Origin of the sequence: Longibacter salinarum, from assembly GCF_002554795.1 — a bacterium.
GTDB classification, from domain to species: domain Bacteria; phylum Bacteroidota; class Rhodothermia; order Rhodothermales; family Salinibacteraceae; genus Longibacter; species Longibacter salinarum.
Genome location: NZ_PDEQ01000001.1, coordinates 31,508 through 45,243, shown reverse-complemented (window position 1 = coordinate 45,243; position 13,736 = coordinate 31,508). Strand labels below are relative to the sequence as shown.

Sequence of the window (13,736 nt, the reverse complement as noted above, 5' to 3'; positions counted from 1 at the left end):
CTGACGTCACGATGTGCGAACGCCCCGGTTGCTTCTGGCAGCCGGGGCGTTTTCTGTTGTGCCCTGTTGCTTCCCTTCCGCGCACGCTGCGGGACGATCCCGTCAACGTACTCCCTCCACGGTCCCGACATTGACCAGCCGATCCGAACTAAGCGTAATGTCCCGGTAGTAAACGAACGCGACGTACCGATCCGGTGCCGGGGTGATGTTGCGATTCATCGCCGCCTCTAACTGCGGATCGTCCGAGGCATAGAAATATTCGTAGCGCCCCTGTTTCAGCAACACGTCAACTTCGTACCGTCCGCGGTTCATCACCCATCGCATCGCGTTTTCGGGACGAACCTGTCCTCCGGTAAATCCACCGGCAATAACAACATCACCACTGACCGGCTGCTCATCCGGTGGCACGAAAGCAAAGGTTGCCTGAACATACTCGGCAGCCGTCTCCGGTCGAGAAAGTGCCGTAACGGCATCCGACACGACGATCTGTGAACCGAGGGGATCTCGGAATGGCGTCCCGGCAAACCGTGCAACGTCTGGCTCAAGCATGACTTGGAACGGCGAAACCGACCGATCGACGCGTTCGATACGAGGCCCGACACGGAGCTGGCTGAGGTCCAGTGCATGCCGTGATCGGATGGGATCGAACGCACGGTCTCGAGATAACTCGAATTCTACTCCATCGGACGGCATGAGACGCGACCGGTCAGCGCATCGTGACGTCGAGTAGTCAGCATTTCGGACGAAGCATACGGCGTAGTCGTACGTGCTACTCCCGAGGGCCGCTGGCGGAACGTACTGCGCGATAGGCCGATCCGACGGCACCTGCTGCCCGGTGACGATGATCCCCTCGACTCCAAGATTCAGGGATCCGGCATCCTCCGTAATAAAAAACGGTCGCTCGAACAGAACGGCATCTTCTCTCCCCTGCTCCGTCACCCGAACGATGTAGTTACCACTCGCCTCGAACTGGATGTCATCGTTCGGAAAGGAGTAGCGGTAATGCGTGTACCGAACCTCCGTCCCCTGCGATGGCGAATAATCGAGGACATTGTCCGACTGAAAACTGGCTAAGAAACGCGATGAAGACGGATCCCGCTCCCACTCACGATTGGCGTGGTAGAAGTACACGGAAACCGGTCCGTCGGACTCGCCCAGCAGGTCAAAGGCCAGTGTCAACGTTTGCGAGCCATTGAGGCGTAAAATCGGCGGTGCGGCCTCGTTCGTTCCCCGGAAAAGTTGAACGGTCTTCGCTCGGTCAACCTGAGGGGCGAGGCGGAGCCCCGACGACCGCGCAGGAGTCGACGATTCGCCGTTGTTGGTCGACTCCGTCGTCGCGCATCCAGTAAGCACAAAACAGAACAGAATGAACGCGAGGCCTCGACGACAGGCGGCCGGCGAAAACGTCCAGGAAGAACAAACAGTCATGTCGAACCGAGTCGAGGAAAATGCAGCCGAATGTGATCGGGACGGTACTGCTACGGAAGTATAGCCCCTTTGATCGTGGCGCTCAACCGCCGGCCAGCGACTCCCCCACATCGTCACGCTTCTGCGTACGCCCTTCCCCCTGCTCGACCCATTCGGCTTGAGCCGCGAGATGGAGCCAAACACGCGCCTCCTGTTTCGCACCTGCCTCTTGCATCATCGCGGCCATTTGCTTGGCCTCACGACCAACGCGTTCTGCACGTCCAGTACGCATGTCGGCATGGAGGACCGACCGAAGCAATTCATCTGACAGGGCAACCTGCCACGCACGCGGCAACCGGTCCCCTACGACCTCATTCGTCACGTCTTGTACACGTTGTCGCGTATGCCTCGGGCGGTCGGGAAGGATTCGTCCCCACATCTCCGCGACGCGACGCGCATCGTGAGCCGCCCGATACATCCAAGCAGCCCAGATGTGACCGAGAATTGCCTCTCGCCCCGACGCAGTGCTCGCGTGATGTGCGAACCGTCTCGCCTTCTCCTCCGCTGTCCCCCCGATCGTCAGAAGTCGGGTGAGCGAGGGAGACGACGCGGAAAGCGAGCGCAGCATCACGTTCGCTCGCGCATCTGTTTCATAGGACGGAATCGCGATTGTCGTCTTCGCATAGAGCCGACGAGCCTCTTCCAGATCGCCTGTGAGAGCAGTCAGATCGGCACGCAGAAGCGTGACTGATGGCGTGTGCCATTCTGGATCCAGGCTGTTCACCTTTTCCAAAACCGATGCAGGCGACGAATCCATTGCGAGCAGAAGACGCGCGAGACGGACGTGGGCATTTGCCGATCGGGGCTCTAGGCTTACCGCCTCCTGCAGGAAACGTCGGGCATCGACCGAATCCTCCGCGGCGAGTTCTCGCTGGGCCTGCTGAATGCGCCGCCGATAAGGGGGCACATAATGCGGACACTCCGTTTCAAACAACGACGGCCGCGAAAACCAGCGGGCCGCCGTTCCACCTGCCTCCGCATCGATCGTGCTCGCTTTCTCCAGAGAGGCGCTCCATTCCTCCGCGAGCTCGCGAACGGGTTTTCCGTAGACGGACTCGAACGCTGCCGTGGCATAAACCGATTTCAGCGGCTCGGGTCCGTACCGCTCGAGCAGATACCGCACGAAGGATCCCATCGTCGTGTATGAGACCGCTCCCCGATCCGTCCAGAATCCAAACGGTGATAGACGGGAGGCGACGGCCGAGGGCAGATCGTCGCTCAGACCGGTTCGTCCGCGGGCCGCGCGCACCAGATCGTCGGAGGACGGTGCCAGCGTCGGTGGCTCCAGCGCAACCGCCCATCCCTCGACGAGGCCGACGGACCAGGAAGCATTCAGCCCGGGCAAACCATACGGCCGAGCGAAAAGGTGAGCGAGTTCATGCTGGAAACTAGACTCAAGCCGACCGACGAGTACATGCGATTGCGCGCGGGATAACCAGACAGGCGCCACAGACGTCGTTCGTGCCCCGGTCAAACGAGCTTTCACTCGCGGCGATGGATAGACGAACGTGAGGATACGTTCATCCGCCGCAGGATCAGCGCTCAACCGGTCGGCCAGTTCGGCGTACCCGAATTCCTGCATCCGTGCCCACGACCTCACTTCCGCATCCGAATGTGCGCCGGGATCGTAGTGAATTTCGAAATGCGTCGTCGTGCGCGTGCCGGGCAGCGCTTGCTTGAGATATGCTTCCGTGACATTAAATCCGAGTCGCGCGGAAAAGAGGTAGCTGATCCCAATCAGAAGCGCCGCCCCCATCACCGCGCCCGTAATCCAGCGACCGCCTTCGCCTCGCAGACGCATTCCGACGAGAACTGCGCCGAGCGTCCAAAGAAGAGTCACACCGCGAAACCAGAATAGACCTGGGCGGATTGCCAGTTGCTCGTCATAGATCGGCCCCAGGATTCCCCCGAACACGTGGTTGTACGTGAAAAACTGGGGATGAAACCCAAGATCGTAGGCGGGCCCTGCTACGAGGAGAACCACGCCAACCATGACAAACCAGTGGGAAGGGCGACGCAGACCGGTCCCTGTCAGAAAATAAGCGAGACCCGTCGCGAAGACGACACTGACCGGTACAAAGAGAAGGTACAATCCGGCTCCAAGGAGATAGCCACAATTGGGCGCCCACAACATGGAAGCCGTAAGCAGACCGGCCGGAATGAATGCCGGAAGGAGAAGGCGACGGCCGACCCGAACGGCAGATCGGAGAGACGTTGATGAGTCGAAGCGAGCCGACGCGACCCAGCCGGACACAAAAAACGCTATCGTCGCGACGACCGCCGATGACTCCGCGTGGAGCACATTTAGCAGAGGAATCGGCCAGAGGCAGACGCCTGAGACCACGTACGCGATGTATATCCAGCGGTCTCGTTTCACGGAAAATGCTGCGTGGCGTTACGTGTCTGACGTCTGCCTTGGGTCTAGCAACCTGAGCGTCACCTACAGCACATTGAAGGAGACACCGACGGAAAGAACCTCTTTCAGTTGAACACGATCATCGACGTTTTTGTCGAACAGCAACGTCACCTCAAGCTCCGTACTGATGTAGTCGTTAACCTTCAGTTGAAGAACGTTGCCCCAAAGCACATCCGGCGGGTCTTCCGTCTGGTTGAAAGAAAAGAAGGTGTTCAGATTCGACTTGTACCGGATGTCGTCCGACAGCTTTCGATTGACATCTACCGCATACTCTGCACCTGCCTCGACGCGCGCTGCCTTGTCGATATCGACATCGTAGAGCACCTTCAGCTGGTCCTCGACGACAACGGTTTGCTTGGAGGCGAACGCAAAGCGCATCTGTACCCACGTTGCCGGCTCGTACGTCAGACCGATCGACTCCGTAATGAACGCTGGAGCCAGAAATTTCGATACGAGCCGCCGCTCGCCGTCTGGTATTTCGCCCCCGAGCGGATTGCTATCCGGATACGGGTTGTCCTGACCGGCGAATGCAAATCCTTTGGCGAACTGCGTGCGGACGTTACCAGCGATCGTGGGATTGAAGATACGGAAGAAGCCATTTCCTTGATATCGGAGCGTTGACTCCAGCCGAATCAGGTCATCGGCCTTCCGCACCTCACTCTTGTCGTCCTGATCGAAGTCCTGGCGCAGGATCCCGAAGCCAAAACGCGCCTGGTGCCGTTGAATCCAGTGCCGCCCCCTCCGCTCGAACGTGCCATCAAGTGACGTTGTAAAGGCGAGAGAGTTGACGCCCCCTTCCTGCCAGTTGCTGTAGGCGGCCTGAGAGCCAGATAATTTGCCACTTAAATCGGTGGTCCAGACACCGAGCGAGTCGGAGGAGGTGTCTTCCTGTGCCTGCACCGGCGCTACACTAACGAGCAGTGCAATGAGACCAACGAGCAGGGCGACGACAGGGAGATGAGAAAACCGGAGCTGCGCAGGATGAGAGCCAGTCATTCAGGTTGCGCGTTTCGAGTGAGTGAAATAGCCTATACTGTAGGCGAAAGGTTGGACCGCCCACGCTCGTATGATAACGCGTGACGAAAGCGGGTACTATCAAAATGGAAGAAATTTGCCCGTGTGACCAACGGAGGACACACCGGTTACATACAGAAAAAGGCTATGCCGCCATTACGACATAGCCCTTCGTGCCAGAGGCACTGAAATCCGAAGAGGAGATTTACAGCTCTTCGTTCTTGATCTCCTGGATCTCCTGGCGGATTTCGTGGGCGAGCTTCTTCAGCTCCATCATGCTCTTCCGAGCCCGGGTACCAGCCGCCTTGTTGCCCTTCTCATAGAACTTCATGAGGTCCTCCTCGGCTTCCTTGACGGTGTTCGTGAGCTCTTCGTAGCGTTCTTCGAACTTACTCATATTTGAGTCGCCTCCGTTAAAGTTTGCGTGGTGTACGTCTTCACAGACGGTACGTCTCGATTACTATGACCCGAACATAAGGTCCCCTTGAGCCCCTGTCAAGCCGGTTTTGCTGGAGAAACCCCCCTTAGCGCGACTTAAACGCCGTTTTACCGAAACGTTCAAGCATGCAAGCGTGTCGCGCGTACCGGGTCGCTCCATAATCCGTCCGGTGACGTAAGAATCGCCGGCCATCCCGCGGCGACAACGTGTCGGGCCGCTTCGGGCTCGACGATAGCATCATTTGCGTCGTCAATAGCCACATCCTCCTTCGTCCCCGTAGCGTCTCTAACACCAGCCTGACCGGTTTTCGAGAGAAAAACGACAGTAGGATCGAGAGATTCCTTCAGGGCGGAGGCAATCGCGGTCACGGCATCGGCAGTCCACACTTCGCGGACGCCACCACCGTCGGACTTCGCCAAACTGGAGACCACGCCGACGACATGTTGCTTGAGCAGGGCCTCGAGCCAACCGGTTTTACCTGTAGATACCTCATCGCCCTCCTCGCCGTCGTGCTGTGCGACCCGTAGCAGACCACGGTCCGTTCCCTGAATGCCGACGGTACTCACAACTTCATCTGTGAGCGATCCGACAATCTCTTTGTTCGCCTCGCGCACCGCCCGCTCGACCAGGCGCTTGTGCTCCTTCGAATCGACATCCAGAACACCACGGCGGCGCTCCGGGAAAATCCCCTGGGCCTCAAGCGTGCGCTCCACTTTTTCGCCGCTTCCATGAATAATGAGACAGTCCCGCTGCGGTCCCTGCGTAATTTGCTTGGCCATCTTCTTAACGAAAAGAGGATCGCCGAGATGATAGCGGTCCAGATAGATAATGTAGAGGTCACGCATGAGAGACGAAGAGAGTCAAATGAGACGTCACGCGGAGATTGCCGACGCACAGAAGATTTATAAAACCACCTGAATAGTGCTGTCTGCTCAACTTGCGTGCAGAGCGACCGATTCCTGTTGTCCGATTTTTCCAGAAGAGCGACAAACCTGCAATAAGCTACAGAGGCAAAAGAATCGACGGTTTTTGTAGATGGCCCCGCCGTACCGACGGTCCAGGCTACGTCCAACGAACCGCGAGAAAACCTTTCGGCCGGTCCATGTTTGCCAACCTTCCCTCCCGATCCTTCCAATCTATTTGTCGGGCGATGTAGGATCGACCGCGAAGGCGAGTTTTAATCCCGCAAGATGGCAATCGAGTAGTACAGCACCGGCCGCGCTCCATGCAAGTGGCCGCGTCCCGCCCGGCGTGGCCGTCTCAGCATCGCGGTACTCCGGAAAGATCCAATCCGAGGAAGGCGGTGTCGTGCTCTCCTCCGACTCGGGATCCCCCTCCTGATGCCGATTGGCCTCATGGATCGCGCTGAGAACAGACCGCGCATCATCTGTTTGGCCGGCGGCATCCAGCGCACAGCCCCACCAGCCGTTTACGACCGGCCAGAGACCACCGTTGTGGTAGTGACCGGGGTGATTGTGAAACGTGCCTCGGTGATTACCCTGGAGAAGATGCCAGTCCGGATCGCCTTCCTCGATCGGCGGCCAAAAGGCGGGTACCAGGGAACCGATACGGTCCCTGCGAATCGCCTCTCCCGCATCGATCGTTCGTCGTGTGGACGCCTCCGTCCCGAGGTTGAGCAAGACGGCGAGCGCGTTGCTCCATCCATCGAACGGGGTCTGGTATCCTCCTGGACTCAGGGCGGGAAGCCAGTACGGTGGTACGCGGTCGTGTTCGATGATTTGCTCTGCGGCATACGGATGATACGTCCCGTCTCCCGAACTTCCGCCAATGTCGAGCCGGAAGGTGGCGGTAACCCGCCGCTCGATCGCCTCTCGCCGCTCGGCAGCGTCCCCGAGACCGAGCCATTGAGCAGCACGAAGCGCCCAGATACGCATTAATTGGTCGAAGAGCACGTAGCCGTGCAAGACGTACTCGTCCGCCCAATCGCCGCCGAGCGGGACGTACACGAGTTCGCGCCGATTGTACTCCCACGCCGTCAGCAACTGCAGTCCGCGCTGCACCTCGGCAGCATAACGCGCACCAAAAGCCACGTCTCCGGTCGCGAGTACGTACTGTCCGAGGCCGACGACGAACCAGGAGATCGCATCGACGCGGCCGCTGAGTCCGCCGTAGCTCACGTCCGTTGGTTGCCCATCCTGAATGGCAACGTTCGACGGAATCTGCCCATCCGGCCCAATGGCAGAGGCCAGCGTTTCGAGCGTATCGCGCAACCCCTGTGTGATCGTATCGTCGTCCGCCACCAACCCTGCCATTCCGCAGATGACACTATCGCGTGCCCAGACGCGGCGGTAATTCGTTATCTTCGTCGGACTCGCGAGAATACCGTCTGACGTCGTCACGCTTCGGATTAAGTCCAGAGACGCCGACACGGCTTCGTTCGAATGGGTAGGCATACGCGATTGAGGCGTTACGGAGATACGGTTTGGCTCAAATAACGTAGCCTCAACCTCGTCCTACATCAAGAACGCATGCCCAGCGTCAATGAATGGTTTCCAGCTTGTATCTCTGCCCTGCCGCCCCGGGGCAACGATTGCTCCGCACCGCAATCACAATTCACTTGCGTTCGCCCGGCCAGATGATTTGGTTGAACGTTCCCGAGTGGGTACTACCGCCTTTTCCTGGCCGTCTGGCCCCCGCTCGTTTGATCCGTCCTGCCCGACCCGATCCTGACGTCTCCGAATGGATTTTTGCCATCTCCACTGCCACACGCAGTATTCGCTTCTCGACGGTGCCGCTGGCATCGACACGATGATCCAGCGCGCCAAGGAAAAGGAGATTCCTGCGGTGGCCATCACGGATCATGGCAATCTCTACGGTGTGCCAGAATTTTATACGTCGGCACAGAAGCACGGCGTGAAGCCAATCATCGGATGCGAGTTCTACGTCACACCGAGCGGACATCAGGATAAATCCGATCGGACGCGGTACCACCAGGTGCTGCTCGCGAAGAACGAAGTCGGCTACAAGAACCTGATTAAGCTCTCATCCAAGTCTTACACGGACGGCTTTTACTACAAGCCGCGAATCGACCTCGACCTGATTCGCGAGCACCACGAAGGGCTCATTGCCACAACCTGCTGCCTGCAAGGCTGGGTGCTCCAGACCATTCTCAAGAAGGGCGAGGAAGCGGCACGGCAGGTGTTCGAAGCATTTGTCGACATCTTTCAGGACGACTATTACATCGAAATCCAGAATCACGACATCGAGGATCAGCACACCTGCAACGAGGTGCTGCTCCGGTGGTCGAAGGAGTACGATGTCGACGTGATCGCAACGAACGACGTCCACTACGTCGACCAGAGCGATGCGGAAGCGCAGGACATCCTCCTCTGCCTTCAGACCGGCAAGGATTACAAGGATCCGAACCGGATGCGCTTCTCGAACGACCAGTTCTACCTGAAGGACGCCGAGGAGATGACAAAGGCGTTGACGGGCATCCCGGAGTCGTTTCAGCGAGAGGCCCTCGTCAACACGAACGATGTCGCCGCCAAATGCGGGTTCGACCTCCAGATGGGCGACCTGTTGATGCCGCACTACCCGATCCCCGACGGGTTCGACGGCATGGACGATTACCTGCGTCACCTCACCTTCCAGCGGGCGAAGGAGCGCTACGGTGAGCCTCTCTCTCAAAAGGTTGTGGACCGGCTCAACCACGAGCTTGGCATCATTAAGGAGATGGGGTACTCGGGCTACTTCCTGATCGTGCAGGACTTCACGGAAGCCGCCCGCGACCTCGACGTGCGCGTCGGTCCAGGACGAGGCTCCGCAGCAGGATCTGCCGTTTCCTACTGTCTCGGGATTACGAACGTCGAGCCACTGCAGTACGACCTGCTCTTCGAGCGTTTCCTCAATCCGGAGCGTGTGTCGATGCCGGATATCGACATCGACTTTGACGACAGGGGCCGGTCCAAGGTGATCGACTACGTCGTCAAAAAATACGGACGGGAGAATGTGTGCCAGATCATCACCTTCGGGACGATGGGGGCGAAAACCGTCGTCCGGGACGTCTCGAGAGTGCTCGACGTGTCCCTGGATCGCGCTGACGAGATTGCGAAGATGATCCCGGAGGGGCCGGGCGTCAGCCTGGAGTCGGCCTTTGAGGAAAACCCCGACTTTCGGGCCCTAAAGGACGCAGACGACCCGTCCGTCCGTAAAATGATGAACTACGCGGAGGTGCTGGAAGGCTCCGTGCGCCATACGGGCGTGCACGCCGCTGGCGTGATCATCGCGCCGGGCGAAGTGAGCGACTACGTTCCGGTCTCCGTGTCCAAGTCGAAGGGCGAGAAGGTCGTCACCACGCAGTATGACGGCGACTGGGTCGAGGACTTTGGCCTGCTGAAGATGGACTTCCTCGGGCTCAAGACGCTCACGGTCATCAACGATGCGATCGAACTGATCGAGCGCAACTACGACGTTGAGATCGATCTCGACGAGATCCCGCTCGACGACGAGGAGACGTACAAGCTCTTCCAGCGCGGCGATACCGTGTCGATCTTCCAGTTTGAATCGACCGGCATGCGTGAGTGGATGCGGAAGCTGAAGCCGACAGAGCTGAACGACCTCATCGCGATGAACGCGCTGTACCGTCCGGGGCCGATGGAAAACATCCCGACGTACATTGACCGGAAGCACGAGCGTGAAGAGGTCGAGTACCCGCACCCGATGCTGGAGGACATCCTGAAGCCGACGTACGGCATCCCGGTCTACCAGGAGCAGGTGATGCAGATCGCCCAGGAAATGGGCGGGTTCTCGCTCGGGAAAGCTGACATCCTTCGTCGCGGCATGGGTAAGAAGAAGGCGAAGGTGGTCAACAAGATGAAGGGGGAATTCGTCGAGGGCGCGAAAGCGCAGGACGTGGACGACGAAACGATCGAATACGTCTGGGAGCTTATGGCGAAGTTCTCGGGCTACGGATTCAACAAATCACACGCGGCCGCCTACTCGATCGTCGCCTACCAGACGGCCTTTTTGAAAGCCCACTTCCCCGCCGAATTCCTCGCGGCGGCGATGACGAACGACATGGGCAACACAGACAAGCTGAGCGTTGTGCTTGAGGAGGCGCGCCGCATGGGTATCGAGGTTCTCCCTCCTTCCATCAATCACAGCCAGACCAAGTTCGACGCCCGGGACAACAAGATTCGCTTCGGCATGGGCGCCGTCAAAGGCGCCGGCGTGAACGCCATCGAATCAATCATCGAGTCGAGAAACGAACACGGCCCCTTCGAAACCGTCTTCTCGATGGCGAAAAATCTCGACCTTTCTGTGGTTGGAAAGCGAACGCTCGAAGCACTCGCTGACGCGGGAGCGCTCGACGATCTGGAGGGGCATCGCGCCCAACTCGCCGATGCCGTCGACGACGCGGTCCGCTACGGGCAAAAGGTTCAGACCGACCGGATGAGAGGGCAGAATTCGCTCTTCGGTGGGGGCGAGATCGGCTCCAGCGCGATGGAACCGAAGCTCAACCCGGATCTGGAGCCCTGGGCTACCGGCACAAAACTCAAGAAGGAGCATGATGTGCTCGGCTTCTACGTCTCCGGCCACCCGCTTGACGAATACCGTGCAGAAGTCGATGCGTTTGCCTCAGCTCAGTTCGGCAACACCGACGCCATCGAGAAGCTAATCGAGAACCACACCGGCGACGAGGATCAGTACGGGCGCGACCGAGGTCCCGTCCGGACGTTCTGCGGCATCGTGACCGAGATTAATCGCCACACGACGCGGTCGGGCAAGCCGATCGCCTTCGGTACGATTGAAGATTTTTCCGGTCAAGGCGAGCTTGTATGCTTCTCCACCGTTCTGGACCGGGCCGGTCAATACCTCGAGGTCGATGAGGTCGTGCTCGTCAAGGGGAACGTCGAGATGCGCGGCGGGCAGGTCAAGGTGCTCGTGAAAGACATCGTCCCGATGTGGAAAGTCCGGGAGCAGAAGGTCGAGGAGGTCATCCTGACGGTCGATGCGGAAACCCTCGTACCGGAAGAAGTTCTGGAACTGAAGTCTCTTTGCGAAAACAACCGCGGACACTGCAAACTCTACTTCGACCTCAAGGCGCCCGAACTATCCGGCCCAGAACGTCTGCGCAGTCGCTCTTTCGTGATCGAGCCAACGTCTGAGTTCATGAAGGGAGCTCAACACCTCGTCGGACCGGATAATATTCGCTTGACGGGATCGATCTAGATCAGAGTCGCAGAAACGGCGTCTGATAACATCGATCGACGCTGCGATCAACGGCGAAGAGTAGACCGGATGAAAAGCGAACGGTTAAAAATCCCGTAGATTAACATTTTTTGTGAAGAGACGGTGGACAGGTACGGTAATGGCTTTGTATGTTACATACCTGTCGTCCGACCATCCTCCCGAAAATGTCGCAGCACCTTGGTCCCGTCACAGTCGAAGTGCCCCTATATCCAGTATGTCTGTAACCTCTCGGTCAGACACGGTTCGGCTCCGCAGACCTGCCTCCTTTGCATGCTGGCGATGCTGTTGATCTGTGCAGGGTCAGCACCGAAGGACGCATGCGCGCAACTTCGGGGTGAAATAACAGTCGGAGAAGCGCGGTTGAACGATCTCGACGCCTCGACAACTCGGAGCGAGGGATTCAATCGCCGGAGTCCGACGACATCATTTTCCTCCCGAGGCGCGATTCGATCGCAGCCGTTTTCAACTTCATTGAGCGGCGCCCTCAGTTCGTTGTCCACCTCCCAATCATCGAGTCATACGGATCGGTGGATACCGTCCTGGCGAAACGTGCAACAGGACGTTTTCTCCATCGTTCGCGCCCCATTTTCGCTCGATCGCGATCAGACGCTGCAAGTGATCGGCGCATCGGGTCTCGTCGTCGGCATCATGGCCGGCCTGGATCGACCGGCGGCACGACGTGTCCCGTCGGAGACAGAAACAACGCTGTCATCGGTTGCCACACCGGCGTCGGCACCGGGGCGTCTGTACGATCAAATTGGTCCTGATCGCTTCGTTCTCGGTGCCATCGGTACGTTCGCCGTCACCGGAATCGCGCTGCAGGAGAAGCAGTTTACACGGACCTCCTTCAACCTCGTGGAGGCGCTCGCGCTCACGAAGGTGACGACGGGGCTGTTTAAAGGTCTGGCCGGACGCACACGCCCCTACGCAGACAGCAGTCCATGGGAGTTGAACGTCGCCAAATTCGGCAGTGCTCACGCGACGAAGTCCATGCCATCCGGTCACACATCGCGTGCGTTCGCCATCGCCTCCGTCATTGCCCATGATTATGACCACTGGTGGGTCCAGATTCCAGCGTACGGGGTCGCAACATCCGTCGGTGTGCAACGCATTCGCAGCGGCAACCACTGGCTTTCCGATGTCGTCCTCGGGGGCGCACTCGGATACCTGATTGGGCGAACCGTTTCCGATAACAAACCTGCGAAGGACGGGTCCGTGTCGTACGACCCAATCGTCGGAAGCAACCAGCTCGGTTTGCGCGTGCGGTTCTAACGTCGAGACGGTTTGCTCGCGCTCGGCGTGCGCAATCACGTCCGCCGTCTGACGATTTCGTTTGGATGGGCGTGTCTACCGGAACGGAGAATATCGGCATCTGTCCGAATGAACACCAACGCTCTTCTGGAAATCAACCCACACGGATGCTCCACATCGCCCTCCTCGATGCGTCGCTCGGAACGCCGTATGCCAAGCGCAACTTCGAACGCGAACTTAGCGCGACCCTGACGGTCTTCGACGTCAACGAAGGCGACGTCCCTCCCCCACTCAAGGATGAAGACGCGCTCCGTCAGGCCGGCATCCGTAGACCATTCGACGCCGCCGTGATTACCGGATCACAGTCCTCCGTGTATCATGACGAAGAATGGATCGCGCATCTCTCGACGTGGGTCCGGAGCGCTGTTGCTGCCGACCTGCCGATTCTCGGTGTTTGCTGGGGACACCAGCTTCTGGCCGAAGTCCTGGGCGGACGCGTTGAGGGCGGTGAATACGAGCTCGGCTACACAACCGTCGACCTCCTGCACGACGACCGGTTTTTCGAAGGCGTCGACTCCCCCTGCACCGTGTTTGCGACGCACTCGGATCACGTCGTCGAAATGCCGGCGGAGGCGACCGTTCTGGCGAAAAATGACGCGAGTATTCAGTCGTTTCGTCACGGATCCGTCTTCACCACGCAATTCCACCCGGAGTACGATCTGCGGACGGCAGAGTCGATGATCGAGTCAAAAGACCTGCCGATGTCGACCGTCCAACAAGCTCTCGATAGCTGCACAAATGAAAACGTACAGGCTGCGCAGGATGTGAAGAAGGTCTTCGACAACTTCCTGTCGTACGTCGCTGAGCATGCCGACCGAACGCCTCTTTCGAGCGAGGCAAATACGACGAATCCGACGGCTACTTCCTGAACCA

9 protein-coding genes are annotated in these 13,736 nt (G+C 58.8%); 3 read left to right on the top strand and 6 right to left on the bottom strand.

What is annotated here, in order from left to right; translation table 11 throughout:
• Positions 1 to 102 precede the first annotated feature (102 nt).
• The 6 genes from CRI94_RS00170 to CRI94_RS00145 all read right to left on the bottom strand — a co-directional run bounded on the left by CRI94_RS00170 (position 103) and on the right by CRI94_RS00145 (position 7,750).
• On the bottom strand, positions 103 to 1,428 hold the full coding sequence (locus CRI94_RS00170) for a type IX secretion system plug protein (protein WP_179862083.1): 1,326 nt from the start codon (positions 1,426 to 1,428) through the stop codon (positions 103 to 105).
• Positions 1,429 to 1,510: 82 nt separating this feature from the next.
• Positions 1,511 to 3,844 (bottom strand): tetratricopeptide repeat protein, encoded by a 2,334-nt coding sequence (locus CRI94_RS00165; RefSeq protein ID WP_143815247.1) that lies wholly within the window; start codon positions 3,842 to 3,844, stop codon positions 1,511 to 1,513.
• 63 nt (positions 3,845 to 3,907) lie between these two features.
• Positions 3,908 to 4,879, bottom strand: coding sequence for a DUF3078 domain-containing protein (locus CRI94_RS00160; protein WP_098073640.1), 972 nt, complete (start codon positions 4,877 to 4,879; stop codon positions 3,908 to 3,910).
• Between the two features lie 223 nt (positions 4,880 to 5,102).
• Positions 5,103 to 5,294: a histone H1 gene (locus CRI94_RS00155; RefSeq protein ID WP_098073639.1), complete on the bottom strand. Its 192-nt coding sequence runs from the start codon at positions 5,292 to 5,294 to the stop codon at positions 5,103 to 5,105.
• Positions 5,295 to 5,455: 161 nt separating this feature from the next.
• Positions 5,456 to 6,181, bottom strand: a complete 726-nt coding sequence (locus tag CRI94_RS00150) for an amino acid kinase family protein (RefSeq protein WP_098073638.1) — start codon at positions 6,179 to 6,181, stop codon at positions 5,456 to 5,458.
• A 291-nt stretch (positions 6,182 to 6,472) separates the two neighbouring features.
• Positions 6,473 to 7,750: a glucosidase family protein gene (locus CRI94_RS00145; protein WP_098073637.1), complete on the bottom strand. Its 1,278-nt coding sequence runs from the start codon at positions 7,748 to 7,750 to the stop codon at positions 6,473 to 6,475.
• A gap of 286 nt (positions 7,751 to 8,036) precedes the next feature.
• Between CRI94_RS00145 and dnaE the strand changes: the two genes are divergently transcribed.
• The 3 genes from dnaE to CRI94_RS00130 all read left to right on the top strand — a co-directional run bounded on the left by dnaE (position 8,037) and on the right by CRI94_RS00130 (position 13,732).
• Complete coding sequence (gene dnaE, locus CRI94_RS00140) at positions 8,037 to 11,531, top strand: DNA polymerase III subunit alpha (RefSeq protein WP_098073636.1); 3,495 nt, start codon at positions 8,037 to 8,039, stop codon at positions 11,529 to 11,531.
• A 570-nt stretch (positions 11,532 to 12,101) separates the two neighbouring features.
• On the top strand, positions 12,102 to 12,824 hold the full coding sequence (locus CRI94_RS00135; RefSeq protein WP_179862082.1) for a phosphatase PAP2 family protein: 723 nt from the start codon (positions 12,102 to 12,104) through the stop codon (positions 12,822 to 12,824).
• A 65-nt stretch (positions 12,825 to 12,889) separates the two neighbouring features.
• Positions 12,890 to 13,732 carry a type 1 glutamine amidotransferase gene (locus CRI94_RS00130; protein WP_245846010.1) on the top strand — a complete coding sequence of 281 codons (843 nt, stop codon included), beginning with the start codon at positions 12,890 to 12,892 and terminating at the stop codon, positions 13,730 to 13,732.
• Positions 13,733 to 13,736: the final 4 nt, after the last annotated feature.